Annotated in this window: 23 protein-coding genes and 1 pseudogene; 8 read left to right on the top strand and 16 right to left on the bottom strand. The window is 59.7% G+C overall.

Features of this window, described 5'->3' with window-relative positions; genetic code table 11:
• Positions 1–51 precede the first annotated feature (51 nt).
• Both CKW32_RS11640 and CKW32_RS11635 read left to right on the top strand, forming a co-directional pair.
• Entirely contained in the window at positions 52–570 is a 519-nt protein-coding gene (locus tag CKW32_RS11640) for a sigma-70 family RNA polymerase sigma factor (RefSeq protein ID WP_095184992.1), read from the top strand.
• Positions 567–1,481, top strand: a complete 915-nt coding sequence (locus CKW32_RS11635) for a FecR domain-containing protein (protein ID WP_095184991.1) — start codon at positions 567–569, stop codon at positions 1,479–1,481. Before CKW32_RS11640 ends, CKW32_RS11635 begins: the two co-directional genes overlap by 4 nt.
• Before the next feature lie 79 nt (positions 1,482–1,560).
• Here the strand turns inward: CKW32_RS11635 and CKW32_RS11630 are convergent, their stop codons facing one another.
• The 3 genes from CKW32_RS11630 to CKW32_RS11620 are packed head-to-tail and all read right to left on the bottom strand — an operon-like array spanning position 1,561 to position 4,083.
• The gene (locus tag CKW32_RS11630; RefSeq protein WP_095184990.1) at positions 1,561–2,277 is read right to left on the bottom strand and encodes an ABC transporter ATP-binding protein; all 717 of its coding nucleotides are present in this window, start codon (positions 2,275–2,277) and stop codon (positions 1,561–1,563) included.
• Positions 2,274–3,101, bottom strand: coding sequence for an ABC transporter permease (locus tag CKW32_RS11625; RefSeq protein ID WP_095184989.1), 828 nt, complete (start codon positions 3,099–3,101; stop codon positions 2,274–2,276). The genes CKW32_RS11630 and CKW32_RS11625 overlap by 4 nt, the downstream gene beginning before the upstream one ends.
• A 10-nt stretch (positions 3,102–3,111) precedes the next feature.
• Positions 3,112–4,083, bottom strand: a complete 972-nt coding sequence (locus tag CKW32_RS11620) for an aliphatic sulfonate ABC transporter substrate-binding protein (protein ID WP_095184988.1) — start codon at positions 4,081–4,083, stop codon at positions 3,112–3,114.
• 319 nt (positions 4,084–4,402) lie between these two features.
• On the opposite strand from CKW32_RS11620, the gene CKW32_RS11615 reads away from it, so the two are divergent.
• Positions 4,403–4,618 (top strand): molybdopterin-binding protein, encoded by a 216-nt coding sequence (locus CKW32_RS11615; RefSeq protein ID WP_003173733.1) that lies wholly within the window; start codon positions 4,403–4,405, stop codon positions 4,616–4,618.
• A 44-nt stretch (positions 4,619–4,662) separates the two neighbouring features.
• On the opposite strand, the gene CKW32_RS11610 is transcribed toward CKW32_RS11615, so the two are convergent.
• From CKW32_RS11610 to CKW32_RS28400, 4 genes and pseudogenes are all read right to left on the bottom strand, one after another.
• Entirely contained in the window at positions 4,663–5,808 is a 1,146-nt protein-coding gene (locus tag CKW32_RS11610) for a MalY/PatB family protein (RefSeq protein WP_095184987.1), read from the bottom strand.
• 182 nt (positions 5,809–5,990) lie between these two features.
• The gene (locus tag CKW32_RS11605) at positions 5,991–9,695 is read right to left on the bottom strand and encodes a hypothetical protein (RefSeq protein WP_095184986.1); all 3,705 of its coding nucleotides are present in this window, start codon (positions 9,693–9,695) and stop codon (positions 5,991–5,993) included.
• 248 nt (positions 9,696–9,943) lie between these two features.
• Positions 9,944–11,254: an MFS transporter gene (locus CKW32_RS11600; protein ID WP_095184985.1), complete on the bottom strand. Its 1,311-nt coding sequence runs from the start codon at positions 11,252–11,254 to the stop codon at positions 9,944–9,946.
• A gap of 22 nt (positions 11,255–11,276) precedes the next feature.
• A pseudogene (locus CKW32_RS28400) lies at positions 11,277–11,492 on the bottom strand (isochorismatase); the annotation flags it as partial.
• Between the two features lie 217 nt (positions 11,493–11,709).
• Between CKW32_RS28400 and ggt the strand changes: the two are divergent.
• Positions 11,710–13,434, top strand: a complete 1,725-nt coding sequence (gene ggt, locus CKW32_RS11590) for a gamma-glutamyltransferase (protein WP_032891134.1) — start codon at positions 11,710–11,712, stop codon at positions 13,432–13,434.
• Between the two features lie 111 nt (positions 13,435–13,545).
• Here the strand turns inward: ggt and CKW32_RS11585 are convergent, their stop codons facing one another.
• From CKW32_RS11585 to CKW32_RS11575, 3 genes are all read right to left on the bottom strand, one after another.
• Positions 13,546–14,067, bottom strand: coding sequence for an AAA family ATPase (locus CKW32_RS11585; RefSeq protein WP_032891135.1), 522 nt, complete (start codon positions 14,065–14,067; stop codon positions 13,546–13,548).
• The gene (gene pnuC, locus CKW32_RS11580) at positions 14,064–14,627 is read right to left on the bottom strand and encodes a nicotinamide riboside transporter PnuC (RefSeq protein ID WP_032891136.1); all 564 of its coding nucleotides are present in this window, start codon (positions 14,625–14,627) and stop codon (positions 14,064–14,066) included. Before pnuC ends, CKW32_RS11585 begins: the two co-directional genes overlap by 4 nt.
• Before the next feature lie 177 nt (positions 14,628–14,804).
• Positions 14,805–16,439, bottom strand: coding sequence for a methyl-accepting chemotaxis protein (locus CKW32_RS11575; RefSeq protein WP_095184984.1), 1,635 nt, complete (start codon positions 16,437–16,439; stop codon positions 14,805–14,807).
• Between the two features lie 232 nt (positions 16,440–16,671).
• On the opposite strand from CKW32_RS11575, the gene CKW32_RS11570 reads away from it, so the two are divergent.
• Both CKW32_RS11570 and CKW32_RS11565 read left to right on the top strand, forming a co-directional pair.
• Positions 16,672–17,502, top strand: a complete 831-nt coding sequence (locus CKW32_RS11570) for an undecaprenyl-diphosphate phosphatase (RefSeq protein WP_095184983.1) — start codon at positions 16,672–16,674, stop codon at positions 17,500–17,502.
• A complete protein-coding gene (locus CKW32_RS11565) occupies positions 17,499–17,882 on the top strand; it encodes a DUF1294 domain-containing protein (protein ID WP_032891498.1) in 384 nt (127 codons plus the stop codon). The genes CKW32_RS11570 and CKW32_RS11565 overlap by 4 nt, the downstream gene beginning before the upstream one ends.
• Here the strand turns inward: CKW32_RS11565 and CKW32_RS11560 are convergent.
• Positions 17,871–18,227, bottom strand: a complete 357-nt coding sequence (locus tag CKW32_RS11560; protein WP_012723994.1) for an MmcQ/YjbR family DNA-binding protein — start codon at positions 18,225–18,227, stop codon at positions 17,871–17,873. The genes CKW32_RS11565 and CKW32_RS11560 overlap by 12 nt on opposite strands.
• Positions 18,224–19,132, bottom strand: coding sequence for a LysR substrate-binding domain-containing protein (locus CKW32_RS11555; protein WP_095184982.1), 909 nt, complete (start codon positions 19,130–19,132; stop codon positions 18,224–18,226). The genes CKW32_RS11560 and CKW32_RS11555 overlap by 4 nt, the downstream gene beginning before the upstream one ends.
• 125 nt (positions 19,133–19,257) lie before the next feature.
• On the opposite strand from CKW32_RS11555, the gene CKW32_RS11550 reads away from it, so the two are divergent.
• Both CKW32_RS11550 and CKW32_RS11545 read left to right on the top strand, forming a co-directional pair.
• Positions 19,258–19,869: an FMN-dependent NADH-azoreductase gene (locus CKW32_RS11550; RefSeq protein WP_032891140.1), complete on the top strand. Its 612-nt coding sequence runs from the start codon at positions 19,258–19,260 to the stop codon at positions 19,867–19,869.
• A gap of 243 nt (positions 19,870–20,112) precedes the next feature.
• On the top strand, positions 20,113–21,150 hold the full coding sequence (locus CKW32_RS11545) for a dienelactone hydrolase (protein WP_032891141.1): 1,038 nt from the start codon (positions 20,113–20,115) through the stop codon (positions 21,148–21,150).
• Here the strand turns inward: CKW32_RS11545 and CKW32_RS11540 are convergent.
• From CKW32_RS11540 to CKW32_RS11525, 4 genes are all read right to left on the bottom strand, one after another.
• The gene (locus tag CKW32_RS11540) at positions 21,144–22,319 is read right to left on the bottom strand and encodes an MFS transporter (RefSeq protein WP_095184981.1); all 1,176 of its coding nucleotides are present in this window, start codon (positions 22,317–22,319) and stop codon (positions 21,144–21,146) included. The two genes, CKW32_RS11545 and CKW32_RS11540, sit on opposite strands and share 7 nt — an antisense overlap.
• Before the next feature lie 158 nt (positions 22,320–22,477).
• Positions 22,478–24,064: an ABC-F family ATPase gene (locus CKW32_RS11535; RefSeq protein WP_081797888.1), complete on the bottom strand. Its 1,587-nt coding sequence runs from the start codon at positions 24,062–24,064 to the stop codon at positions 22,478–22,480.
• A 20-nt stretch (positions 24,065–24,084) separates the two neighbouring features.
• Positions 24,085–25,278 carry a tyrosine-type recombinase/integrase gene (locus CKW32_RS11530; protein ID WP_032891145.1) on the bottom strand — a complete coding sequence of 398 codons (1,194 nt, stop codon included), beginning with the start codon at positions 25,276–25,278 and terminating at the stop codon, positions 24,085–24,087.
• 222 nt (positions 25,279–25,500) lie between these two features.
• Positions 25,501–25,839 carry a hypothetical protein gene (locus CKW32_RS11525; RefSeq protein ID WP_095184980.1) on the bottom strand — a complete coding sequence of 113 codons (339 nt, stop codon included), beginning with the start codon at positions 25,837–25,839 and terminating at the stop codon, positions 25,501–25,503.
• Positions 25,840–26,008 lie beyond the last annotated feature (169 nt).

The raw sequence follows: 26,008 nt of genomic DNA, 5'->3' as shown, positions 1-26,008 counted from the left end.
AAATAGAATTAATCTCATTTGAGACTCAATCGCGCCGTGCAGGTTGTTGCCATGAATGATGCTGTTGTCCCCACGCACGCCCCCGAACTGACGCTATCGAGCCTATACCGCGACCATCGCAGTTGGTTGGAAAGCTGGCTGCGGCGGCGCCTGGGCAATGCCTGGGATGCGGCCGACCTGAGCCAGGATACGTTTCTGCGCGTACTGGCCAGTGCGCAGCCGATTGCACAGATGCAGGAGCCGCGGGCGTACCTGGTGACGGTCGGTAAGCGCCTGCTGGTGAACTTCCATCAGCGTCGCAGCTTGGAACAGGCGTATTTGAACGCCCTGGCCAGCTTGCCCGAAGCTTGCGTGCCGTCCCCCGAACAGCGCTGGCTGATGCTGGAAACCCTGCAAGCCCTGGATGAGTTGCTCGATGGCTTGCCGGTGCTTGTACGCCGCGCCTTTCTATGGAGCCAGCTGGAGGGCCTGGGCTATCGTGAGATTGCCGAACGGCTTGAGGTGTCCGAACGCACGATCAAGCGCTACATGGCCCAGGCGTATGAACATTGCCTGCTGGTGGACCTTTGAGTCGCGACGTCGCCCGCGCTGCTGCCCAGTGGCTGGCGCTGCTGGAGTCCGGCGCCGCCACCGAGCGTGATCATGCCGCGCTACAGCACTGGCGCGACAGCCATCCCCAGCATGAACAGACTTGGCAGAAAGCCCAATCCCTGCGCCAGCGCTTCAGCGCTTTGCCCCAGGCTCTGGCCATGGCCAGCCTCGACCGCCCGCAACCGGGCCGGCGTGCGGTGCTCAAGCGTGCGTTGGGTGTGGCGGCACTGTTGCCGACGGCGTGGCTGATCAGCCGCCAATTACCCATCGACACTTGGCGTGCCGACCTGCGTACCGCTACTGGCGAGCGCAAGCGCCTGCCGCTGGCCGATGGTGCCAGCCTGCAACTCAACACCGCCACGGCGGTAGACGTAGATATGGCCCAGCGACGGGTCAGCTTGGTCGACGGTGAACTGGCGCTGACGGTGCCGGGCGCGGCGGCGATGACGGTGCAAACCCGCTACGGCCAATTGCTCGTCAGTCACGCTGACGTGTGCATACGGCAACTGGCGTCCGGTTGTCTGGTCTCGGTGCTCAAGGGCACGGTTCAGGTGCGCGACCTGAGCGGCCAGATGGCGACCTTGCAAGCAGGCCAGCAAGCGCCGCTCAAGGCCGGCGGCCTGGGTGCCTGGGCGTTGTTTGATGTGCTGCAACTGGGCTGGCGCGACGGTGTACTGACCGCGCAGAACCAGCCACTGGGGAACTTCCTCAGGGAGCTGGAGCGCTATCGCCCTGGCGTGTTGCGCTGGGAGCCGCGCCTGGAAGCGCTACGGGTGACCGGCAGTTTCCGCCTGGATGACACCGACCGCATTCTCAACCTGCTGGCCTCGACCCTGGCGCTGGACGTGCAATACCGAACGCGTTATTGGGTGAGCCTGCGCAAGGCGTGATGCGCGTTGTGGCGAGCGGGCTCGCCACAACAACCTGTGGGCCATGAAAACCTCGCTCGTCTCGGGTTACGAGTAGTCCTCAGATCACATGGGCCCGCTGCAACTCGGTCAAGGCCAGCGCCTTGAGCTGCGCCAGCAGCGGGTCACGCCGATCCCTCGGGTGCGGCAAGTCGACCGCCAGTTCCTGGCGAATGCTGCTGGGCCGGTTGTCCATCACCAGCACCCGGTCACTCAGGTACAGCGCCTCGTCCACATCATGGGTCACCAGTAATAAAGCGATGGCGTGATGCGCCGCCAGTTGCAGCAGCAAGTCCTGCAGTTTCATGCGGGTGAAGGCATCCACCGCGCTGAACGGCTCATCCAGCAACAACACCTGGGGGCGTGAATACAGGCCGCGAGCGATCGCCACCCGCTGCGCCATCCCACCTGACAACGCTTTGGGCAGCGCCTGGGCGAAGCCCTTAAGGCCGACTTCCTCGATCAACTGTGAGACCCAGGCTTTGTCGTAGTGGTTGTCATCACTGAAGCCGATGTTCTGTTCTACCGTGAGCCATGGCATCAGCCGCGGTTCCTGGAACACAAAGGCCACTTGGCCGTCGGGGCTGCGCAGTTCGCCCTGGAAGTCCGTTTCCAAACCGGCGACGATCCGCAGCAAGGTACTTTTGCCGCAGCCACTGGGGCCCAGCAGGCTGACCGCTTCGCGAGGCTGCAAGGCCAGGCGCACGTCTTTCAATACGGTGGTGCTGGCGAAGCTTTTACGCACCACATGGATGTCCAATAACGACGGCGCACTCATTGTTCCGCTCCTTGGCCAGTGAAGGTGTCGCGCCAGGCCAGGCAGCGTTTCTCCAGCGCCGCGAGCAGGCCGTCGCTGATCTTGCCCAGCAGCGCCAACACGATAATGGCGGCCAGCACAATGTCGGGTCGCGAGGTTTCCCGCCCATCGCTGAGCAGGTAACCCAAACCTTTAGTCGCCGCTATCAGCTCGGCCGCCACGAGGAACATCCACGCCAGGCTCAAACCACTGCGCAGTCCGGTGAACAGGCCGGGCAGGGCGGCGGGCAACAGGACGCGCCGCACCAGGCGGCGGCGACTGAAACCGTACATTTGCCCGACTTCCACCAGCTTACGGTCGATGTCGCGAATCGCCGCGACGCCATTGAGGTACACCGGGAAAAACGCGCCAATGGCAATCAGCACAACCTTGGAGGTTTCATCGATGCCCAGCCACAGCAGCAACAGGGGTACCCAGGCCAGGCTCGGGATCGAACGCAGGCCGGCAAAGGTCGGCTCCAGGTAGGCTTCGGCTTCACGGCTCAAACCGACCCAGGCGGCGAACACCAGGGCCAGGCTAGCGCCGATGGCAAAGCCCAGCAGCACCCGTGCGAGGCTGGCGCTGATGTGTTTCCACAACACGCCTTCGGCCAGGTCGGTGAGGGTCACGGCGATCTCGCTGGGCGCGGGCATCTGGTAGGAAGGCAGCCAGCCCACCCGTACGACCACTTCCAGGATCAACAGGATCAGCACCGGCAAGACCAGGCCTTTTAACCGCCGTGGCCAGGCGCTGCGCTGGCTGACCACGGGCGCCGGCAGGGGCAATGCTTGGCTTTTGCTGCTCATCAAACGCCCCTTACTGCTGCGGCAGGGTTTGGCCAAACGAAGGGTCGATCAGTTGATCGATCACCTGGTCCACATTCACCCCACGGCGCACCAATTCCTCGGACACCAGAATCGGCGCCGCCGCCTTGGAAGACTGCACATCCTTGGCGCTCAACAACGGCGTGCTCAGGTCAGTGCGCGACAATTGCAGCTTGGCCACTTCCAATGGCAGCCCGGATTCGTCGGCCAGCAACTTGGCGAATTCATCCGGGTGCTTCACTGCCCAGTCACGCGCTTTTTCATAAGCGCCCAACACCTTGGTGATGGTCTGTGGGTGCGCCTTGGCGAACTTCTCGGTGACGCTCACCACGCCATAGCTGTTGAAGTCCTTGTTGCGGTAAAGCAGGCGCGAACCGGCCTGGATTTGACTGGCGGCCATGTGTGGATCGAGACCGGCCCAGGCGTCCACGTCACCCTTTTCCAGAGCGGTGCGGCCGTCCGGGTGTTGCAGGTGCACCAACTCCACGTCGTCTTTTTTCAGCCCGGCCTGTTGCAGACTGCGCAGGGTGAACAGGTAAGGGTCGGTGCCTTTGGTGGCGGCGATTTTCTTGCCCTTGAGGTCGTTGACGCTGTTGAGTGGCGAGTCCTTGCGCACCACCAGTGCGGTCCATTCCGCGCGGCTGTAGACATACACCGATTTGATCGGGCTGCCGTTGGCCCGGCTCAGTACGGCGGACAAGCTGGCGGACGACGCGAAATCCACGCCGCCGCTGTTGAGGTATTCCAGGGACCGGTTGCTGCCTTGGCTCAGTACCCAGCTGACCTTGCTGTGGGGCAGGGCCTGTTCCAGCCAGCCGAAGTGCTTGAGCACCAGGCTGACCGGCGAGTAGTAGGCGTAGTCGAGGTTGACTTCGGCGGGGTCGGTTTCGGCCGCGAATACCTGCGGTTGCAGGCATAGGGCGAGGGCGCAGGCGCCGAGTAGACGTTGGGTGAAGGGTTTCATGGAACAGCTCCGGACAAGGCGTTGAGAGAAGGTTTTTCTTATATTCAGAAAACTGATTGGGTGCGCTCAATCATGCTTTACAGGAATATGCAGTCTCTGTGCCATCGGGCAGGAGCCCGGATTTACAGGGTCAGGGGCATGTGCGGTTGTTGCAGGAGGTGGCAAATTGTTGAACCGATGTTTCCTGGGCAACAGTTTTCATATGTTTTTATGGGATAAATAAAGAGTTATATATTCCTTTTAATGTTCTCTCGGATAGCGCACTTTGAGGGCCTGCGCATTCGTGCGGATTGACCCAACAGCCAAAAGGAAACCCGACATGACCATTAAAGCGATCAACGTGCGCAACCAATTCAAGGGCGTGATCAAAGAGATTCTGCTGGGCGAAGTGGTGTCGGAAATCGACGTGCAAACCGCGTCCGGCATCGTGACGTCCGTCATCACCACCCGTTCGGTGCGTGACCTGGAATTGAAAGTGGGCAGCGAAGTGATTGCCTTCGTGAAGTCCACTGAAGTGTCTATCGCCAAGTTGTAAACGCCAGCCCCCGCCTTTGCAGCGGGGGCCATTTTTTGCGCGCTTCAGCGGTTGCGCAAACTGCGCTCCATGCGCTGCAGACCCTCTTCCAGCATCGCCCTCGGGCAACCGAAGTTCAGGCGCACGAACTGCTGGCTGTCATCCCCGAATTCGATACCCGCACTCAACCCGACCTTGGCCTGTTCCAGGAAAAACTGCTGCGGGTCATCCATGCCCAGGGCGCTGCAATCGAGCCAAGCAAGGAAGGTGCCTTGCGGCGCATGCATCACCACGCCCGGCAAGCGCGTTTGCACGGCGTCGAGCAGGTAATCGCGGTTCGCTTGCAGGTACTGCTTCAATGCATCCAGCCATTGGCCGCACTGGCTGTAGGCCGCGCGGGTGGCTTCCAGGCCCAGGGGGCTGACGCTGTCGACCATGCCGCAGCGGGCCTGGTTGAAGCGCTCGCGGATCTCGGCGTTCTGGATCACGGCAAAGCAGGTCTTCAAGCCGGCCACGTTGTAGGCCTTGCTCGCCGACATCAGCGTGATGGTGCGCTGGGCAATCTCGGGGCTGAGGCTTGCGGTGGGGATGTGGCGACGACCGTCGAAGCACAGTTCTGCGTGGATTTCGTCGCTGATGATCAGCGCGTCGTTTTCCAGACAGGCAGTGGCCAATGCCAGCAGCTCTTCGCGGGGGAAAACCTTGCCGATGGGGTTGTGCGGGTTGCTCAACAGCAAGGCGCCGGCGCCGGTCAGTGCTTCGCGCATGGCGGGCATTGGGGTGATGTATTCACCGTCGGTCGATTGGAACGGCACTTCGATGCGCGGTAGGTTCCAGTTGCCTGGCGCCAAGCGAATCGGACGATAATTTGGGGTTTGCAGTACCACCGGCTGGTCCGGTTTTACAAAGGCATGCAGCGCCATATTGAAACCGGGTTCGACGCCGGGCAAAAACAGCAACTCTTCGGGCTGCACGCGCCAGGCGTACTTGGCCCACAGGTCGGCCACGATGGCTTCACGCACATCCGGGCCGGCCACGCTGTAGCCGAGAATCTGCTGGTCCAGGCGCTCGTGCAGGGCTTGCAGCACGGCGGGCGGCGCTGCGATGTCCATGTCGGCGATCCACATTGGCAGCACGTCGGCCGGGTAGCGGTTCCACTTGGTGCTGCCGGTGCCGAGGCGAGGGTGGATCGTGTCGAAATCAAAGCTCATGGAGGGGCTCGTGTCAGGGGGGCGGGTGCAAGAATGGCGCTGATTCTAGCGCCATTAATTGAATAATTGTATGGAGGCCGGGCCCAAAGGCCGTGGTTCTCCCAATCAAGTCATATGCCCTGCGCGACGGCCATGGTGTTGAAAACGTTTTGCCTGGCCGTGCGCAAATAGACGGGGTTTTATCAGATAGGTTGGGTTAATCCCCTGACACGATCGATATTGAATTTGCTGGCAACCACGTCGGCATCAAAGGCACTGACTTTGTATTTTTTTCCGGTCAGGAACGTACCAAATGCATCGAGGTTTTTGCCGGTGATGCCGTTGCTAAGGGTCTTTTCCAGGCCCTTGGCCATTGATTCTTGTGTGGGGAATATCGCTTTGCCGTAGTTGGGGTCGTAAAAAAACCAGCTCTTCGGGGTGGTGCCGGTGGGGTCGACCTTCACGCCCGCAAGCATTCCATGGTTAGTGCTGCTGATCATCAGCGTCTTTGAGGAAGTGGCTTCGCTCAATTCTTTAATGACCGACTTATAAGAAATCGGGTTACCCACGGCACTGCTATGAAATCCCAGCTCGTTGCCGACGGTGGACTGCAGGCTTGAAAGGTTTCTGATGAATTTGGCTGAGTTTTCAGCTTCCGGGTTTGCCATGGCAAATACCAGGTTGTCGAGCAGCGTGTCTTCATTGCCTTCGAGCAGCGCCAGGCCCATGGCGGTGGAAAGGGCCGCACATTCACCGGCAATGTCAGGGCTGGTCTGGCTCAGGTAATACGTTTGCGGCATGCCTCGGGTGGTGCCACCGGCGGCGGTGACTTCACGCTGGAATATCTGTGCGCTGCGTTGAGTATGGGCCAACAAAAGTCTTTCTCGCTGGCGCACAAGACTGCCGATTTGCTCTGTTGAAAAGTTGGACGTTGCAATAAGGTCCTCGATTTCCTGTACCCCCATGGACGGCTTGTAGCCAGGAACCGTATCGGGGCTCAGGTGTTTGAAACCTTCCGGGAAGCTGGTTGCTTCCGAGTACTTAGCGTTGATGACGTTGGCTTCATATTGTGCCAGCGTATCCGGATCGCGTTGTGGCGAAGCGGGTCGCTCAAAAAAGCCAATGCCACCCTCCGGTGCAAAGCCTTCGATGGGGGTGCCGTAAGCCTTGCCGGAGGCTGCGTCCACGGGGTACCACTTCTCGTCGATGATTTTGGCCAGGGTACGTGCACCACCACCGGCGGCGTCCACCCCTTCGGCTCTTCCGATCCTGACCGCCGTGCTGACACCCACGCTCTGGGTCAGGCCATTGCTCGTCGGTCGCAAGCCACCAAACGACGGAATGGTGGAATAAAAGGGTTTCGCTGTCTTGCCTGCGCTGCCCAGCAACCCGACCAGATCATCTGTAGAGTGGCTGGCTTTTCTCAGCATGTTAAACAGGGTTTTGCTGGACTTGATGCTGTGGGCGAATGCACGAAGTGGTTGCGAAACAGGTATGGCGGTCGATACGCCGTCGATAATAAAACCGGTGAAGGCTTCTGCTATTTCACCATTGATCGCGTGCTTCAACGTATTTGCAAACGGTACCAAGCTCAGCACCGCTGCCGCTCCGGTCTTCTGATAGCGCTCTGTTAATTCGACGGCACTTTCGCCACTAGCCTGTTGACGCAGGGTTTCCTCATCGTAGGCCAGATGTTTGGACGCGGCTGTCCTGGCCAGATCAAAACTTTTTCCGCCGAGGAAGGAGAGGTCGGGTGTCTTGTCGCTGGCGCCACGTTGCCACTTATCCGGCGTTGGTATGTGCTCGATCACCACCTCAGAAAATTCATTCTCGCGAGGGGGAGTCCCACTGTTGTAAGCCTCCCAATCAAACGGTTGCCGGATATTGTTCTCCACGTTACCCACGGCCCTGGTGTTGATACCTTCAGGCCACTCTGCTGGAAGATCGGTACGGATCTGGATTTTCCCTTGCTGTGGGAAGACTTCATAGTAGGTGACTTTTGACTGGTGTTCGGAGCGAATGATGAACCCTTGTCGACCTTTGCTGGCTTCTTTTTCGGCCTTGGGGATGAGGTGGGCATAGTGCGAGGTAACGGCTTTTCTCAACGCATAAAATTTCTGCTCGCCCCATTGCAGGCTGCTTCGATGTTCCTCTGGAAGCTGCGAGAGCAGGTTTCGGACCACCGCGGTGTGGCCCTGCAGCAGGTCTGTGTAGTAGTTGTTGAATGTCTGGGTGAACAGCCACTCAATGCTATGAAGCCGATGGAGTTCCTTCTCGATGGGGGCCATGGAAAAGTCGGAACTGATTGATCGCCACATACCTGCCTGGAGTTTTCCCGACATATGCACGTCCAGCAGGCTGTAGAAATGGTTCTTGTCGGACTCCAGATTGTCCGGCGTGGCTTGCAGCACTTTGCGGGTAAAATCGATTTGATTGCCAAAGACCCGTTTAAGGTCATCCAGGGCAATCTGTTCGCGGTTTGGGAGGGGGGTGGCCAATTGTTGGCCCGCTCGGACCAGAGATGAGGGCTGATGTTGAAAATCCTGGTGTGCCTGCTGTATCTCGGACTCTGAATAGTTGTTATCGGCTCGCTTGTCGAGTCGACCGTTGGTAATCGCCCAGTCCACTAAGGCGTCTCTTAGAGCAATGGTGGCGAAGGTCTTGTCCTGCTCCGTGATCGGTGTCGTCGCGTCATAGTTCATCACTTGTTGATAATTCATAGTGGCGCTTGTGCCAGGCGCGGAGTGCTCGATGCGTGAGACAGCGGCGCTGAATGTGGCCCACTGATGGGTTCCATACAGCAACGAGTCAGGCAGGTCTTTGACTAGAAACTGTGGGGCGATACGGGACAGCATCAAGTAGCTGACTGTGCGGACGTTATCGGCCTTCAGATGTTGGTGGGTGCGCAGCAGGTAGAGGTCCAGTGCTTCGACGATGGCTTCTGGTGACTTGCGTAAATGATCAGGCGCATCAAGGGCAAAATCATTGCCGATCAAGTTGCGTGTGGTGGGGAGCTGAGGCATCACGGATAACACCAGTGCGCTAAGGACCAGTTCAGCGGCACTTGTCACTGTGGGCAAGACGCCGAGTTCGGCCTCCAGCTTTTTGCCTAGCTCAATGACTTTGGGCTCCAACAGCAGTCGATACAACGCGTAGCGTGGCTCAGCGGTGATTTTCTTTGAGCACGACCGACTAGTGCCCATTACCCAGGCGGGATAAGTCTGGGCGTATAGGGGGGACTCGGTGCATGTTTCGGTTTGGGTGTAGGGCCCGAAGGTTTTCGTGGTTTGGGTGGTACTCCCAATCCTGGTTTGAACACCGGTCATTTTGGATAACGAGTCAAGCGTGTGTGCATCTGTCGTCGCAAGCCCCACCAGGTTCTCGATGAGTCCGCCCTTGGTTTTGTCCAGCCAGCCCTCGACAATCTCATTGATTCGTTGGCGCTGCTCCAGTGTCAGGGGCACCTCGCGCGACAACATTCCCCAATAGTCCCGGTGAGCGGGTTGTGGAGGGGGCGCGTAGGTGATTGCGTCGTAGAGATTCTGCAGCGCTTCTTTGTTTGTTGGGGCTATCCAGCCTTGGTGTTTGATAAACCAGTTCAAGCTGACGTGCGCCGGGTTGATGAGTTTAAGTTCGCGACCCAGCGAAGAGTCTGGCGAGACTGCAAAGCGGGTCAGGCCAAGATCCGGCATATCAGTTGAGGCGCTGTTCAGGGTTTTGCCCAAGGCATCCAGCAATGATTTTCGGTCGTCCAGGTTGGCGTGTTCCTCCGATTTTTCCTGCCTTAGGGGGCTCTGATTTTCAGGGCGTGCTTGCTGCAAACGCTGAATAGGCTGCACAGCTTGCGAATGCAGCAAAGGTGCTTGGGCGCGGGAGGTGTGATCGACGACGGCGGAAGTAGATGGCATGAAAACTGATCTCTCGGATAAGAAGTAGGGAGGCTTCTGACAGGCGAAGTCTTCCCTGTGTGGTCCGAGAGTTCGGGTTGTTCCTACGGTTTAAAATGCATTTTATTTCACTGGTTTTAACGATATTGGCCGCGTGATCCATGTCAGGGCAGCCAGCCCGAAATCACTGTCGATCTATTTAAACACCGCTTTAGCGTTTTGCGTGCCCAGCGTTGCGCTTTTCTGCTAGCCATTACGCGACCGTGTTATCAACGATTCACCCGTTTCGCCGGCAAGGCAATGACCAGGAAACTGCTGAGAATCAGGCAGCCGGCAAAGAACCACAAGGCGCCCGCGCTGCTGCCGGTCACGTCGATCGCCACCCCCATCAACGAGTTACTCACCAGACCTGCGATATTCGCCAACGAGCACGCCAGGGCAAAACCTGTGGCTGCCGCAGTGCCTTTGAGAAAGGTCGCCGGCAGGCTGAAGAACACCGGCACTGCGCCGATGATTGCGGCCGAGGCAACCGCGAACAGGGCGACGGTGGCCGCGACGTTATGGGTGAAGAACGTGCTGGCGGCCATCGCCGCTGCGCCGATGAAAAACGGCACGATGATGTGCCAACGGCGTTCGCGGTGTTTGTCGGAGCTGGCGCCGATCAAGAGCATGCCCAGCAGCGCGGCCACGCTCGGCAGTGCGGTGAGCACGCCGATATGGAAGGTGTCGGTGACCCCGGCGTTGCGAATAAAGGTCGGCATCCAGAAACCCATGGCATAGGCGCTGAGCAGGATCGAGAAGTCGATACCGCCGAGCATCCACACTTTGAGGTTGAAGAAGCCGTCACGGAAGCTGTGCTTGCTGCCGGCGCCATCGGCGTCGTCCTTGCGCAGTTCGCTTTCCAGCAGGGCTTTTTCTTCATCCGACAGCCATTTGGCTTGTTGGTAGGTGTTGGGCAGTGCCCAGAAGGTCAGTACGCCGAGCAACACGCTGGGCACCGCTTCGATCAGGAACAGCCACTGCCAGCCGCGCAGGCCACCCACGTGGTCGAAGTGGCCCATGATCCAGCCGGACAGCGGGCCGCCGATCACGCTGGACAGCGGCAGACCGATCATGAACAGCGCAATGATGCGCCCGCGTCGATGGGTGGGAAACCAGGTGGTCAGGTAGTACAGCACGCCCGGCAGGAACCCGGCTTCGGCGGCGCCGAGCAAAAAACGCAGGATGTAGAACTGGGTCGTGGACGTAACCAGCATGGTGCAGGCCGAGAGTAGACCCCAGGTGATCATGATGCGTGCGATCCAGATCTTCGCGCCGACCCGCTCCAGCACCAGGTTGCTCGGCACTTCAAAGATGATGTAGCCGACAAAGAACAGGCCAGCGCCGAGGCCGAACGCGGTTTCGCTGAAGTGCAGTTGGTCGAGCATCTGCAGCTTGGCGAAGCCGATGTTGATTCGGTCCAGGTACGCGGCCAGATAACAGAAGCACAGGAAGGGAATCAGCTTCCAAGTGATCTTGTGGTAAAGCGTGTTGACCGGGTCGAAGACTGTGTTCGCGGGCACTGGATTCGCACTGGGCATTGGGTGTCTCCTGGCGGTGACTTATGGTTTTTATACAGTCGGCAGTTGTTGTAGGCGCGAGCTGCGCGCTGGCGTACTGCTTGGTAATCACCGCTTCATGCGCCAGAGGCAACACCTCGGCGCAGAACGCTGCCAATGGGTTGCCTTCGACCATGTCTTTCATCACCGAGGCCTTCTTGACCTAGATCCCGCCCTCGACGAAGTGGCCGGGATGGTAGCGGATATTGGTGTGCACCACCGCAACTCTGCGAGCCAACCCCGGCACTCACTGATTAAACGCGGTTAAAAAAGTGTGGGAGGGGGGCTTGTCCCACGATTGCAGTGGGTCAGCTGAAGATTGGCTTTTTTCGGTCCGTTCTATGACCGACAAGTTCTGTAATAAAAACGCCATTGCGCTGGGGATTAAATTGCCGACGAGCTATTTTGGTGCGTCTCAACAACCCGAGTAGCCATGGATGAAATACCAACCCTTCAGCCGTACCTTGATTGCCACTGCCCTGGTGTTGACGGTCAGTGGTGTACAAGCTGCTTCCCAAGCACCGGTGGCCGGTGAAAATGGCATGGTGGTGACGGCTCAGCATTTGGCAACTCATGTGGGCGTGGATGTGCTCAAGGCCGGGGGCAACGCGGTGGATGCGGCCGTGGCCGTAGGCTATGCGCTGGCGGTGGTGTACCCGGCGGCGGGCAACCTGGGCGGCGGCGGTTTCATGACCGTGCAACTGGCGGACGGGCGCAAGACCTTCCTCGACTTCCGCGAAAAAGCCCCGCTGGCGGCTACTGCCAATATGTACCTGGACAAGGACGGCAACGTCATCGAAGGCCTCAGCGCCAAGGGTCACCTGGCTGTCGGCGTGCCGGGGACCGTGTCGGGTATGGAACTGGCCTTGAGCAAGTACGGCACCCTCAAGCGCGCCCAGGTGATTGCCCCGGCGATCAAGCTGGCAGAAAACGGTTTCGCCCTGGAACAAGGCGACATCGACCTGCTGCACACCGCAACCGGCGAATTCGAAAAAGACAAGGACCTGCGCGCCATCTTCCTGCACAACGGCCAGCCGATGCAGGTCGGACAGAAACTGGTGCAGAAAGACCTGGCCAAGACCCTGAAGGAAATCTCCGCCAAAGGTTCGGACGGTTTCTATAAAGGTTGGGTCGCCAAGGCCCTGGTAGATTCCAGCCAGGCAGGCAAAGGCATCATCACCCAGGCCGACCTCGACAAGTACAAGACCCGCGAACTGGCGCCCATCGAGTGCGACTACCGGGGTTACCACGTCGTTTCCGCGCCGCCGCCGAGCTCGGGCGGTGTAGTGATCTGCCAGATCATGAATATCCTCGAAGGCTACCCGATGGCCGACCTGGGCTATCACTCGGCCCAAGGCCTGCACTACCAGATCGAAGCCATGCGCCACGCCTATGTGGACCGCAACAGCTACCTCGGCGACCCGGATTTCGTGAAGAACCCGATCGAGCATCTGCTGGATAAAAACTACGCCGCCAAGCTGCGTGATGCTATCGAGCCGCAAAAGGCCGGTGATTCCCAGGCGATCAAACCGGGTGTCTCGCCCCATGAAGGCAATAACACCACCCACTACTCCATCGTCGACAAATGGGGCAATGCGGTGTCCGTCACTTACACCCTCAACGACTGGTTCGGCGCGGGCGTGATGGCGAGCAAGACCGGGGTGATTCTCAACGATGAAATGGACGACTTCACCGTCAAGGTCGGCGTGCCGAACATGTACGGGCTGGTGCAGGGTGAAGCCAACGCCATCGCCCCGGGCAAGGCGCCGTTGTCGTCGATGAGCCCAACCATCGTGACCAAGGATGGCAAGGCCGTCATGGTGGTGGGCACGCCGGGTGGCAGCCGCATCATCACCGCGACCCTGCTGACCATTTTGAACGTGATCGACTACAAGATGAACATCCAGGAAGCCGTGGATGCGCCGCGTTTCCACCAGCAGTGGATGCCGGAAACCACCAACCTTGAGACCTTCGCGGTCAGCCCGGATACCCAGAAGCTTCTGGAAAGCTGGGGCCATAAGTTTGCAGGGCCGCAGGATGCCAACCACTTGGCGGCGATCTTGGTAGGTGCGCCGTCCCTGGGTGGCAAGCCGGTGGGTAACAATCGCTTCTACGGGGCTAACGACCCGCGTCGTAATACTGGGCTTTCCCTGGGCTACTAAACGCCTCGGTTCCCAATAAAAAACACCGCGGTCTGCCAGGCAGATCGCGGTGTTTGTTTTTGGGCGGCTTCGCCACCCGGTTCAGGCGATGCGACGATTCGACAAGCTCGCTCACTGCAACAGCTGTTTTACCGCAGCAAACGCGGCTTTGCAGCGTTCCTCCCAATTCCCGCGAATCACCACCACCGGCTGTTGATGCTGATGCATCCAGTCCAGGCTTTGCTGGAAAAACGCGCGACGATCCTCCAGTTCCGGCTGGCAGCGTTGGCCATCGGCCGTCCACTCCACATCTTCGGGGGAGAGCAACAGGTGCAGGTCGTAATGACGTGCCAACAACTCATCGTCGAGCCACGCCGGGTAGTCGCCGAACAGGGTCTGGCTCCACAGCTTGTTGGTCAGCAGATGGGTGTCGAGAACCAGCAGGCGAGGTTGTTCGGCGCGGGCCGCGTCTTCCCAGGCCAGTTGGCCGTGGGCGATGGCCGGGATATCCGCCAGGCAGGTATCGCGCTGATGGTGATCAATGAAATAGCGCACATACTCGCCGACCATCAACCCACCAAAGTGCGCGTGCAACTGCGCTGCGAGCCAGCTTTTGCCGCTGGATTCAGGCCCCGCCAAAACCACTACTTTCATGTGCGCAACGCCGGATCGGCGCGCCATTCACGCCAGCCCTGCACGGCGATCACGGTGAACAAGGCATAGAGCCCGGCGGTGAGGTACAGGCCTTTATAGAGGAACAGCCCGACGAAGATCACATCCACGGCAATCCACAACGGCCAGCATTGCACGCGTTTCTGCGCCATCCACATTTGCGCCACCAGGCTGAAGCCGGTGAGGGCCGCGTCGAGCCAGGGTTGCGCAGCATCGGTCCAGTGGGCCATGGCGGCACCGAGCAGCAGGCTGCCCACCGCGCCGATCGCGAGGCTGGTCATGATTGCCGGCACCCCCAGGCTCGTGACCTGGCGGCCTTGCTTGACCTCGCCCGCGCGGGTCCACTGCCACCAGCCATAGACTTGCAGCGCGGCGTAGACCACCTGCAGCAGCATGTCGGAATAGAGTTTCACGTCGTAGAACACCCAGGTGTACAGCAACACCATCACCAGCCCGATGGGCCAGCACCATGGGTTTTGCTTGACCGTCAGCCAGACAGCGATCACCCCCAGGGCAGCGGCGAACAGTTCAAGCCCGGACATGGCGGTTCCTTGGGGGAGTGGGAGAGGGCGGGGATTGTAACCACAGGCCAGCAATCTTCAAAACACAGTAGGGCAAATGTAGGAGGGGGCTTGCCCCCGATAGCGAGAGGTCAGTTGCACCTATGCAGACTGATATATCTCCATCGGGGGCAAGCCCCCCTTACATTTGGAGCAGTGTTAGACCTTGAACTGGCGCAAGAGGCCGTCGAGCTGCTCGCTCAACCCGCGCAAATGCGCGCTGGCCACACTGGACTGTTCCGCTGCCAGTGCCGTGCTGTGGGACAAGCCCGCCGCCTGGGTGACGTTCTGGTTGATGTCTTCCACCACATGGGCCTGTTGCAGGGTGGCACTGGCGATGGACGCGTTCAGGCCGTTGAGGTTGTGCAAGGCCTGCCCAATCGCAGTGAGGCTGGCACCGGCCTGACCTGCCTGCTCAATGGTCAGTTGGGAGGCGCTGTGGCTGTCGCTGATCACCTTGACCGCCGCTTCCGAGTGTCCTTGCAGGCGCTCGATCATCACCTGGATTTCGGCGGTGGACTTTTGCGTGCGTTGGGCGAGCAGGCGCACTTCGTCGGCCACCACCGCAAACCCTCGGCCTTGCTCCCCGGCGCGAGCTGCTTCGATGGCAGCGTTCAGGGCCAGCAGGTTGGTTTGGTCGGCGATGGAGCGGATCACTTCCAGCACGCCACCGATCTGGGTGCTTTCGCTGGACAGCGTGCGGATCACTTCCACCGCCTGGCTGATGGTGCTGGAGAGTTGGTCGATCTGTTGCAGGCTGCTGTCGATATTGACCTGGCCTTGGTGCGCCTGGGCCTGGGCATCGCGCATTTCGCTTGCGGCATGTTCCGCGTTCTTGGCCACGTCCTGCACGCCGTAGGTGACTTCGTTGATGGCAGTGGCCACCAGTTCCATCTGCTGCGACTGCTGCTGGCTGCGGTCATGGGCCGAGCTGGCGTTGTTGCCCAGGTCGGTAGAGGACTGACCCAAGGCGTTCGCGCACACCTGCAACTGGCTTACCACCTGACGCAGCTTGGCGGTGAAACTGTTGAAGTGCTGGGACAGTTGGGTGATTTCGTCACGGCCGTGGGTGTCGAGGCTGCGGGTCAGGTCGCTTTCACCGCTGGCGATATTGCCCATGGCATTCACCGCCGCCTGCAACGGGCGCACGATGCTGCGCGCAATCAGCGACACCAGCAGACCCATCACCAGCGCAATGCCCAGGCCGATCATGGAGGCTTTCCACACTTGGCCGCTGAACTCGGCCTGCACGTCGTCCACATAGACGCCGGAGCCGATAATCCAGCCCCAGGGTTCGAACAGCTGGATATAGGAAGTCTTGGCCACGGGGGCCTGTGCGCCGGGCTTGGGCCAGCGATAGTTGACGATCCCGGCGCCCTTGGCTTTTGCCAGGCTGACGAACTCGTTGAACACGGCAAACCCATCGGGATCGCGGATAGCCGAAAGGTTCTGGCCATCGAGCTTGGGGTTGGCCGGGTGCATGATCATCACGGGCGTGAGGTCGTTGATCCAGAAATAGTCGTCATGGTCGTAACGCAACCCCCGCACCGCGCTCAGGGCTTGTTTCTGGGCGGCGTCACGGGTCATCACACCGGTGGTTTCCAGGCCGTGATAGAACGTCAAGATCCCGCTGGCGGTCTGGACCACGTGTTGGGTCTGTTGGCGTTTGGCTTGGTAAAGGTCGTCATGGATCTGCTTGAGCATCAGCAAACCCAGGGCCAGCAGCATCAGCACGGCGACTATCAGGATCAGCCATAGGCGTCGGCTGATCGACATATTGCGCAAACTGTTCATCGTCCTGTCACTCCGGGCTTTTTATAATTGTGGGCGTCGCATCGACTTTTACGCCTTGTCTGATAGGCTTTCGGCCCGTAATCGAAAAACCTGAGTACTGCCTGATTTTCACAGAATTTTTGCAGACTGGTGTTGATCATCATCAACACTGGGCCTTCAGCGCGCTCGTCGTCAGTGAACCATTAAAAAAGACTAACAAGGCGTGCCATAGCGCATGACCTTTGGGGGAAGCATGGATTTTTGGACCGCCATTCAGGCATTGATTCTCGGCGTAGTGGAGGGTTTGACGGAGTTCCTGCCGATCTCCAGTACCGGCCACCAGATCATCGTTGCCGACTTGCTCGATTTCGGCGGTGAACGTGCGATGGCCTTCAACATCATTATTCAGCTCGGCGCCATTTTGGCGGTGGTCTGGGAGTTTCGGCGCAAAATCCTCGACGTGGTCACCGGCTTGCCAACCCAGCGCAATGCGCAGCGTTTCACGATCAACCTGCTGATTGCGTTCCTGCCGGCCGTGGTCCTTGGGGTGATTTTCGCCGACTTGATTCACCACTACCTGTTCAACCCGATCACTGTCGCCACAGCGCTGGTGGTGGGCGGCGTCATCATGCTATGGGCCGAGCGCCGCGAGCATGAAGTGCATGCCGAGACCGTCGACGACATCACCTGGAAAGATGCACTCAAGGTAGGCTTTGCCCAGTGCCTGGCGATGATCCCGGGCACTTCGCGCTCCGGCTCGACCATCATCGGCGGCCTGCTGTTCGGCCTGTCGCGCAAGACTGCTACCGAGTTCTCGTTCTTCCTCGCCATGCCGACCATGGTCGGTGCTGCGGTGTTCTCGGGCTACAAGTACCGCGACCTGTTCCAGCCAGCGGACCTGCCGGTCTTTGCCATTGGGTTTATCACCTCGTTCATCTTCGCGATGATCGCGGTCAAGGGCCTGCTCAAGTTCATCGCCAGCCATAGCTACGCGGCGTTTGCCTGGTACCGCATCGGGTTTGGCCTACTGATCCTGGCGACTTGGCAGTTCGGTTGGATCGACTGGGCGGCGGCAACGGCATGATCATCCAGCACCCGCGCCTGAAGGCGGCGATCTTTGTGCTGCTGTGCGCCGCGCCGCTGTTGGGGTCGGTGCTGGTGTGGCAGCGCGGCGAAACCGTGATCCCGCTGGTGGCCTATGGTGTGGTCAGCGTGATCGCGTTTTTCCTGTACTGGAGTGATAAACGCAAGGCGCGCACCGACAGCTGGCGCACCCCGGAAAACATCCTGCACGCCGTTGAGTTGGCCGGCGGTTGGCCCGGGGCGTTGATTGCTCAGCAGGTGTTCCGGCACAAGACGCGCAAGGTGTCTTTCCAGGTGCTGTTCTGGGTGATTGTGCTGTTGCACCAAGTGTTCTGGTTGGACCAGTTGTTCCTTGGCGGCACGTTACTGTCAGTCCTCTAGCAACAAACCAATCTGCGTGCGCTTGGGTAGCTTGCTCACCACCAGTTGGTGGGAGCGCTGCAACAAGCCACGCAGTTCCTCGGCGCCCAGCGGGTAGGGCGTGTTCATGATGATCCACTGCGCACGCGCCAGGTATGGCGCGGGGTGGATTCCGGGGCGGTCCACGTGACCGAGAAACAGTTCCTTGTCGACCTTGAACGCCAACGAGTCGCCGCGCAGGTTTTGCAGGGCGAACATCTTGTTGCCGGCAATCGAGAACACTCGCACACCGCCCCATTTGTAGTCCTCCCGCGCGCCGGGCAGGCTCAGGCAAAAGGTGGCGACTTGCGCTTCGGTCATCTTCATAGCAGGCGGTCTCCGCAGCTTTTAAAGCCTTCTTCCAGGTAATCGATCCAGGCACGAATGGCCGGCAGCACACCGCGCCGGTGTGGGTAGACGGCCTGCAACCAACCGCCGGGCAGTGACCATTCCGGCAGCAGTTGCACCAAGTGGCCGTTGGCCAATTCTTCCTCGCAGTACATCATTGGCAGCACGGTAAAGCCCAGGCCCATGATGGCGCTGGCCTTGCGCACGTTGAAGTCATCAACGCCCAGGCGTGCTTCCATGATCAGGTCGTGGGGGGTGCCCTGGGGATCGAGGATGCGCTGGTGCACCATCCGGTCCGCCTCCAATGCGCCGAGTATCGGCAGCTGCTTGAGGTCATCAAGGGTGCTGATAGATCGCCCATGCACGAAGTTCGGGCTGGCAACCAGGACGGTCTGGGCCGGGCGCAGGCGCTTGGTGACCAGCAGCGGGTCTTCATCGCCTTGCTCACGCACTCGCAGCGCCACATCGATGCCTTCGGCCACGAGGTCGACTCGGCGGTTAACCAAGGTCATTTCCAACTGCACCTGAGGATGTGCTGCCAGAAACCCGGCGACCACGTCCGGCATCATGTTCTGTGCCAGCCCCACCGGGCACGTCACCCGCAGACGTCCACGGGGTTCGCTGGACATGCTGGCCACGGCCTCATCGGCCATCTCGGCTTCCAGCAGCATCGCTTGGCAGTGGCGCAGGTAGCGTTCGCCGACGGCGGTGAGGGTCAACTGGCGCGTGGTGCGTTGTAGCAGGCGTGCGCCCAGGCGCTCTTCGAGCTCGGCAATGCGCCGCGACAACCGTGACTTGGGGATGCCCAGCAGCCGACCGGCGGCTGCGAAACCGCCGGCTTCGACGACTTTGGCAAAATAGTAGAGGTCGTTGAGGTCTTGCATGGTGAGCCTATTGTCCTGTCAGTGGGACAAACTATCGCATTACAGGCGGCTTATCGACTATTCGTTTCATGCGTAGCATCACCGCCATCTGATCGCCCTAGTCGATCCCACCTCGGAGATCCATCATGAAACTGTTGCATATCGATTCCAGCATCCTCGGCGACAACTCGGCTTCCCGTCAGCTCAGCGCTGGTGTGGTTAAAGCCTGGCAAGCGGCTGAGCCGAGTGTGGAAGTGACTTACCGCGACCTGGCCAGCGACGCCATCAACCACTTCTCCGGCGCCACCCTGGGTGCGTTGGGCACGGCCGCTGAACTGCGCGACGCTGCGCAAAAACACGAAGCTGAACTGAGCGCTTCGTCCCTGGCTGAATTCCTCGCTGCCGACGCCATTGTGGTCGGTGCGCCGATGTACAACTTCACTATCCCGACCCAACTGAAAGCCTGGATCGACCGTATCGCGGTCGCTGGTCAGACTTTCCGTTACACCGAAGCCGGTCCGGAAGGCCTATGCGGCAACAAGAAAGTCATCATCGTTTCTACTGCCGGCGGCCTGCATGCCGGTCAAGCGTCGGGCGCTGCCCATGAAGGCTACCTGAAACTGCTGTTCGGCTTCCTCGGCATCACCAACATCGAAATCGTGCGGGCCGAAGGCCTGGCCTATGGTGATGAAGTGCGCAGCAAGTCCCTGAGCGACGCTAACGTACTGATCAACGAACAATTGTTCGCTGCCGCGTAAGGCTTTAGTAAATATCGCCTCCTCTCGGTTTCAATCTGAAGCCGAGTGTCTAAACTCTGTATTCTGATCGCCTGATCGCCTGATCGCCTGATCGCCTGATCGCCTGAACGCGACCGGAGTACGGAGTTTTTTCGTTTTCCCGCTGTCTTCTTTGATGTGGCCCAGCTTGTGCAGGCATGGGGTCAATGCCCTGGACTTTTCATTCGACATGTCGGTTCTCACGCAGCAAAGGTGGACATCCCCATGATGCGTCTTTGTGCTGTTATGGTTCTTTCCCTGCTGGGCGGCCTGATTTCAGTGCACGCCGCGCCTGCGCCGCACCCCCATTGGAGCGTCGGCTTTCATCGCATGACGTTTCTCGATCCGCTCGACTTGCAACCAATGAAAGCCGTGGCGTTCTATCCGTCAACCGGCCTTGAGCACACCACGCAGCTGGGTGCCTATCACGTCGCCGCCACCGAAGACTCCAAGATCGCCATCGGCCGTTTCCCGATGCTGATGCTGTCCCATGGCAACACCGGCACGCCGCTGGCCCTGCACGACCTGGCCACGTCCCTGGCGCGCAAAGGCTTTGTGGTGGTGGCGGTGCTGCATCCTGGCGACAACTACAAGGACCATAGCCGTCTGGGCACGCTGAGCAACCTGTACGGGCGGCCGATCCAGATATCCGAAGCGATCACCGCCACCCTGGCGGATCCGATGCTGTCTCCGTTCGTCAACATCAACCAGGTGGGGGTGATCGGCTATTCCGCCGGTGGCGAAACCGCGTTGATCCTGGCTGGCGCCAAGCCGGATTTCGATCGCCTGCGCCGCTATTGCCAGGAACGCCCGGAAGACCGCGACGCCTGCACCACCAAAGGCGAGTTGGTGGTGGACCGTGACGACTTACAGCCCCAATCCGACCCGCGCATCCACGCCTTGATGCTAATGGCGCCGTTGAGCCTGATGTTCGGCCGTCACACCTTGGCCGACGTGCATGTGCCGGTGCTGCTCTACAGCGGCGACGGCGACAAGCTGGTGGCCGTGGACAAGAACGCCGCAGCACTCGCGCGCAAATTACCTGAGCCGCCGAATTTCAAGCTGCTGGCCGGGGCAGGGCACTTCGTGTTCATGGCGCCGTGCGACAGTGACCAACTGGCCGCCATGCCGGCGATCTGCACTGACGCCGATGGCGTCGACCGCGAAGGCATTCACCGCGATCTGATTTCCGAAGCCGGGCGCTTTTTCACTCGTACCCTTGGCACGTCCACCCGTGCGGGTTTGCAGACGGCTGATCAGTAAGCGCGGCGCTTGAGCAGTAAAGTCACGCCCAACGCCGTAACCGACAGCAACGCCGCGCAGAAGAAGATCCAGCCGTACCCCAGGTTCAGCGCCACAAAGCCCATCAACGGCCCGGCAATCGCCAGGGCCAAGTCAAAAAACACCGCATACGCACTCAAGCCCGCGCCACGGCTGCTGTTGGGCACTTGCTTGATGGCTTCCACGCCCAGCGCCGGGTACACCAGCGACAGACCAAAGCCCGTCAGTCCTGCGCCGATCAACGCCACACCGGTGGAGGGCGCCAGCCACAACAGGGTGAGGCCGAGGGTCTCGATAAGCATGCAGGCGATGGCGGCGCTGAACCCGCCAAAACGACTGATCGCCGAGATAAACACCAGGCGCGACAGGATAAAGCACACGCCAAATACCGTGAGGCAGTACGCCGCGCCTTGCCAGCCACGATTGAGGTAGTAGAGGGTGATAAAGGTAGTGAGCGTGCCGTAGCCAATCGACGACAGGCACAAGCTGACCCCAAACGGCGCGATACGCCCGAACACCGCCCAGAATGGCAAGCGCTCGCCGCGCACCACCGGCACCGACGGTTTGTTGCGGATCAGCATCAGGCCCAGCGCTGCGAGTACGGTCAGGGCGATCCCCAGGCTGTTGTAGCCATACTCGGCCACCATCACCACCCCCAGCGGCGCACCGATGGCGATGGCACCGTAGGACGCAATGCCGTTCCAGGAAATCGACCGCGCCGTATGCTCGGCGCCGACCTGGCCCATGCACCAACTGATAGTGCCCACGCCGATCAGACCTTGGGCCACGCCCAGCAGCAGCCGGGCGACGATCAGAATGCCCAGGCTTACGTTGGGCGTACTTTCCAGCAACGTCGCGAAGAACGTCAGCACACCGCTCACGAGAATGCCCGCCAACCCCAGCACAATCGCTCGTTTGGTGCCAACGCTGTCCGACATCCGCCCGGCCATGGGGCGGCTAAGCAGGGTCGCCAGGTACTGCGAACCGATAGTGATCCCGGCCACCACCGCGCTGAACCCCAATTGTTCGTGCACGTAGCCTGGGATTACCGCAATCGGCAGGCCGATGCAGATGAAGGCAATGAAGGTATAGAAGACGATCGAGACGATCTGCAGGGTGACCGACAGGGAGGAGGGGGTGGCGGTAGACATGGGCACTCGTTCGCGGGCGGGCGGTGAGGGCATCATGGCAAGGGCCCGGGGTAAAAGGAAGCAGCCTAACTACTTGGTCTGACGAACAGGCCCGCTCGCCACAACATGCAAAAAGCCCCGTCACAGTGGACGGGGCTCTTGGGTGCAGCGGGCGTTATTTAGAACACGACGCCTTGGCTACGCAGGTAGTCGTCATAAGTACCGCTGAAGTCGATCACGCCGTCAGCGCTCAACTCGATGATGCGGGTGGCCAGGGACGATACGAACTCACGGTCGTGGCTGACGAAGATCAGCGTGCCCGGGTAGTTTTCCAGCGCCAGGTTCAGCGCTTCGATGGATTCCATGTCCAAGTGGTTGGTCGGTTCGTCCATGATCAGCACGTTCGGCTTTTGCAGGATCAACTTGCCGAACAGCATGCGACCTTGCTCACCACCGGAGATTACCTTGACCGACTTGAGGATCTCGTCGTTGGAGAACAGCATGCGGCCCAAAGTGCCGCGAATCATCTGCTCGCCCTGAGTCCACTGACCCATCCAGTCGAACAACGTCACGTCGTCTTCGAAGTCGTGAGCGTGATCCTGGGCGTAGTAGCCCAATTCTGCAGCGTCTGTCCACTTGATGGAGCCTGCGTCCGGGGTCAACTCGTTGACCAGGGTGCGCAGCAGGGTGGTCTTGCCGATACCGTTCGGACCGATGATCGCAACGCGCTCTCCCGCTTCAACCTGGAAGCTGAAATCCTTGAACAGCGGCTTGCCGTCGAAACCCTTGGCCATTTTTTCGACCATTACAGCCTGGCGGTGAAGTTTCTTGTTCTGATCGAAACGGATGAACGGGCTCACCCGGCTCGAAGGCTTGACCTCAGCGAGTTGGATCTTGTCGATCGCCTTGGCGCGGGAAGTCGCTTGCTTGGCTTTCGAGGCGTTGGCCGAGAAGCGGCTGACGAAGGATTGCAGCTCAGAGATCTGCGCCTTCTTCTTGGCGTTGTCCGACAGCAGCTGCTCGCGGGACTGGGTCGCCACGGTCATGTACTCGTCGTAGTTGCCCGGGAACAGGCGCAGCTCGCCGTAGTCCAGGTCAGCCATGTGGGTGCACACGCTGTTCAGGAAGTGACGGTCGTGAGAGATGATGATCATCAGGCTGTTACGCTGGGTCAGGATGTTTTCCAGCCAGCGGATGGTGTTGATGTCCAAGTGGTTGGTCGGTTCGTCGAGCAACAGCACTTCAGGATCGGAGAACAGCGCCTGGGCCAGCAATACACGCAGTTTCCAGCCAGGGGACACTTCGCTCATCGGGCCGAAGTGTTGTTCCAGAGGAATGCCCAGGCCCAGCAGCAGCTCGCCGGCACGGGATTCGGCGGTGTAGCCGTCCATCTCGGCGAACTCGGTTTCCAGCTCGGCCACGGCCATGCCGTCGTCTTCGCTCATTTCCGGCAGCGAGTAGATACGGTCGCGCTCGGCCTTGACCTTCCACAGCTCCTCGTGGCCCATGATCACGGTGTCGAGCACGGTGAATTCTTCGTAGGCGAACTGGTCCTGGCGCAATTTACCCAGGCGAACGTTAGGCTCCAGCATGACCTGGCCGCCCGACGGATCGAGGTCGCCGCCGAGGATTTTCATGAAGGTCGACTTGCCGCAACCGTTGGCACCGATCAAACCATACCGGTTGCCGGCGCCGAACTTGACCGAGACGTTCTCGAAGAGCGGCTTGGCGCCGAACTGCATGGTGATGTTAGCTGTGGAGATCAATTACTTTACCTATCAATAGCTTAGGGTGCGCTTATTTGAACTGGGACCAATTTGGGACCAATCTGGAGCTTTTGCATTTCGCTCCAGTCCGAGCTTGAGTTGATCCAACGCGCATAAGTCGAGAGCAGCATCTGCACACTATGGCCGAGCTGCTGGGAGATGAAGGCGGGGTTCATGCCAGACATAATGCATATTGTCGCATAGGTGTGACGACAGTTGTATGGCGGGCGACGACGGATATTCAGAGCCTTCAGGGTCGGAATCCACTGCTTGTGCAGGTCAGATGTCTGTTTCACGTACTCCGAGTTCTTTGACGGCGGGAAAATGAAAGGCGTTTCCAACACCTTCCCTTTACCTTTTTTCCGACGCTCTGCGTATTCCCTCGCGAATTTCAGCGCATGCATGGCGCGTTCATTCAGCAAAACAAAGCGGTCTCCACCCGTTTTTGTTCGCTCTACCACTTCCCCCAGGGCGATCCCACGACAGACGTGGGCCGTCCTTTTCTCTTCGTCTACCGCATCCCAGCGCATTGCCAGGGCCTCGGAAAGGCGCATTCCTGTAAAAAACACAAACTCAAAAAATGCCGCATAGATCGTGCTGGGCCAGTGGTCGTGGTCGTACATCTTGGCGATGATCAGGTTTGCCTCTTCCAAAGTGAACGGGTCAATTTCCTTCTTGCTGCGCTTGGGTAACTCCAGGATCGCCGCGGGGTTCTTCGGGATAAGCTCTTCGGACATTGCCGAGTTCAGGATGGTCGACAGCTTTGAGATCGCGTTGCGCTTTACCCCGGGGGACTTCCACTCACTGGCTGCCATCACCCGGCGGAGCAGCGTAGTGGTGATCAGGTCGATTCGCACCAGGGCCAGGCCGGGCATCCAGTACCGGTTCAGTGCGCCCTTGTAGTTCGCCTTCGTTCCACCGACCACCTCACGACTGTCTAGCCAGAGCTGGGCATACTCGCCGAAGTTGATCTTCCCCCCAGCGACGTTGCTGGAACTGGGGAAAAGCTCGGCGTACTTATCGTCGTCGAGCAGCCCCAGCTTAATCAGGCCTTTTACTTGATCAACAACCTGTGAGGCAGACTTGATTCCTTTCTGTGTCGGGGGATAGGGGAGCGTTTCACTGCGCCGGCTGCCGTTCCACATAAAGCGGATGCGGATCGATCCGTGGTGGAGGTCCATTCCTGCGGGCAAACCCATTGGCTTTCGAGCCATTCGTAGTATCTCCGGATGCTGTACATGACGCGGCTGCCTTGCTTGTTCCAGACGCCGAGGGGGATTTGGTTGCGGGCGCGCTTTGAGCGCAGGGCGGCGAGGGTGGTACCGAGGAGCTCGGCCATCTGCGCCTCGGGCACCTTGTCGCCCGTGATACCGTCGTTGAGTTGTTCCGCTGCTGACATTGGATGCTCCGCGCCGCGCTGGGCGGCAGAAGGTGGGTTAGGGTTTGGCGATCTTGTTCCAGCCGCCCTGGCGATGGGTTTCGTGGTAGGTGTCGACACCACGGTGTTGCCCGTGGCTAATGCGGCAGAGTTTGCAGATCCGCGAGTTACCAAAATCGCCGTACTTCACCGCTTCGAACCTGGTCCAGTGATGGCCGAATGGTTTGCAGATCACGGCCCTGGCCGTCATCACGATGAAATTCCAGAGCTTCGGGTGCTTGGAGTGCAGAGTGTTGTGGACGTGGTTCAGCCGCATTCCCATACGCCAGCGCAGTGGCTGGTTCTTGTCGCCTTTGCGAAGCGGTTCAGTGATGAGTTTTCCGATTTGTTTGAACACAGGAATACCTCGCCCGCCGCTCACCGGCAGGCACTTGTGATTTAATGAAATGAATTCTTAAAGGTGACGCGAAATGGATAAGGCGTTTAGAAACCCGCTGTTTTTGACTGGGCTCCCATTGGCAGTCTGCGGGCTCGCGATAACTGCGCCTGCCCTCTGGATAACCGGC

The sequence above is a fragment of the Pseudomonas sp. Irchel 3H9 genome, assembly GCF_900187495.1.
GTDB lineage: Bacteria > Pseudomonadota > Gammaproteobacteria > Pseudomonadales > Pseudomonadaceae > Aquipseudomonas > Aquipseudomonas sivasensis.
This window is presented reverse-complemented; position numbering and strand designations above follow the sequence as displayed.

Coding starts and splice junctions, on each gene's coding strand:
- CKW32_RS11540 (WP_095184981.1), bottom strand. CDS start 22,319: ATGTCTACCGCCACCCCCTCCTCCCTGTCGGTCACCCTGCAGATCGTC.
- CKW32_RS11570 (WP_095184983.1), top strand. CDS start 16,672: ATGGATTTTTGGACCGCCATTCAGGCATTGATTCTCGGCGTAGTGGAG.
- CKW32_RS11625 (WP_095184989.1), bottom strand. CDS start 3,101: ATGAGCAGCAAAAGCCAAGCATTGCCCCTGCCGGCGCCCGTGGTCAGC.
- CKW32_RS11575 (WP_095184984.1), bottom strand. CDS start 16,439: ATGAACAGTTTGCGCAATATGTCGATCAGCCGACGCCTATGGCTGATC.
- CKW32_RS11630 (WP_095184990.1), bottom strand. CDS start 2,277: ATGAGTGCGCCGTCGTTATTGGACATCCATGTGGTGCGTAAAAGCTTC.
- CKW32_RS11555 (WP_095184982.1), bottom strand. CDS start 19,132: ATGCAAGACCTCAACGACCTCTACTATTTTGCCAAAGTCGTCGAAGCC.
- CKW32_RS11560 (WP_012723994.1), bottom strand. CDS start 18,227: ATGAAGATGACCGAAGCGCAAGTCGCCACCTTTTGCCTGAGCCTGCCC.
- CKW32_RS11605 (WP_095184986.1), bottom strand. CDS start 9,695: ATGCCATCTACTTCCGCCGTCGTCGATCACACCTCCCGCGCCCAAGCA.
- CKW32_RS11600 (WP_095184985.1), bottom strand. CDS start 11,254: ATGCCCAGTGCGAATCCAGTGCCCGCGAACACAGTCTTCGACCCGGTC.
- CKW32_RS11585 (WP_032891135.1), bottom strand. CDS start 14,067: ATGAAAGTAGTGGTTTTGGCGGGGCCTGAATCCAGCGGCAAAAGCTGG.
- CKW32_RS11550 (WP_032891140.1), top strand. CDS start 19,258: ATGAAACTGTTGCATATCGATTCCAGCATCCTCGGCGACAACTCGGCT.
- CKW32_RS11565 (WP_032891498.1), top strand. CDS start 17,499: ATGATCATCCAGCACCCGCGCCTGAAGGCGGCGATCTTTGTGCTGCTG.
- CKW32_RS11615 (WP_003173733.1), top strand. CDS start 4,403: ATGACCATTAAAGCGATCAACGTGCGCAACCAATTCAAGGGCGTGATC.
- CKW32_RS11530 (WP_032891145.1), bottom strand. CDS start 25,278: ATGGCTCGAAAGCCAATGGGTTTGCCCGCAGGAATGGACCTCCACCAC.
- CKW32_RS11640 (WP_095184992.1), top strand. CDS start 52: ATGAATGATGCTGTTGTCCCCACGCACGCCCCCGAACTGACGCTATCG.
- CKW32_RS11610 (WP_095184987.1), bottom strand. CDS start 5,808: ATGAGCTTTGATTTCGACACGATCCACCCTCGCCTCGGCACCGGCAGC.
- CKW32_RS11545 (WP_032891141.1), top strand. CDS start 20,113: ATGATGCGTCTTTGTGCTGTTATGGTTCTTTCCCTGCTGGGCGGCCTG.
- CKW32_RS11620 (WP_095184988.1), bottom strand. CDS start 4,083: ATGAAACCCTTCACCCAACGTCTACTCGGCGCCTGCGCCCTCGCCCTA.
- pnuC (WP_032891136.1), bottom strand. CDS start 14,627: ATGTCCGGGCTTGAACTGTTCGCCGCTGCCCTGGGGGTGATCGCTGTC.
- ggt (WP_032891134.1), top strand. CDS start 11,710: ATGAAATACCAACCCTTCAGCCGTACCTTGATTGCCACTGCCCTGGTG.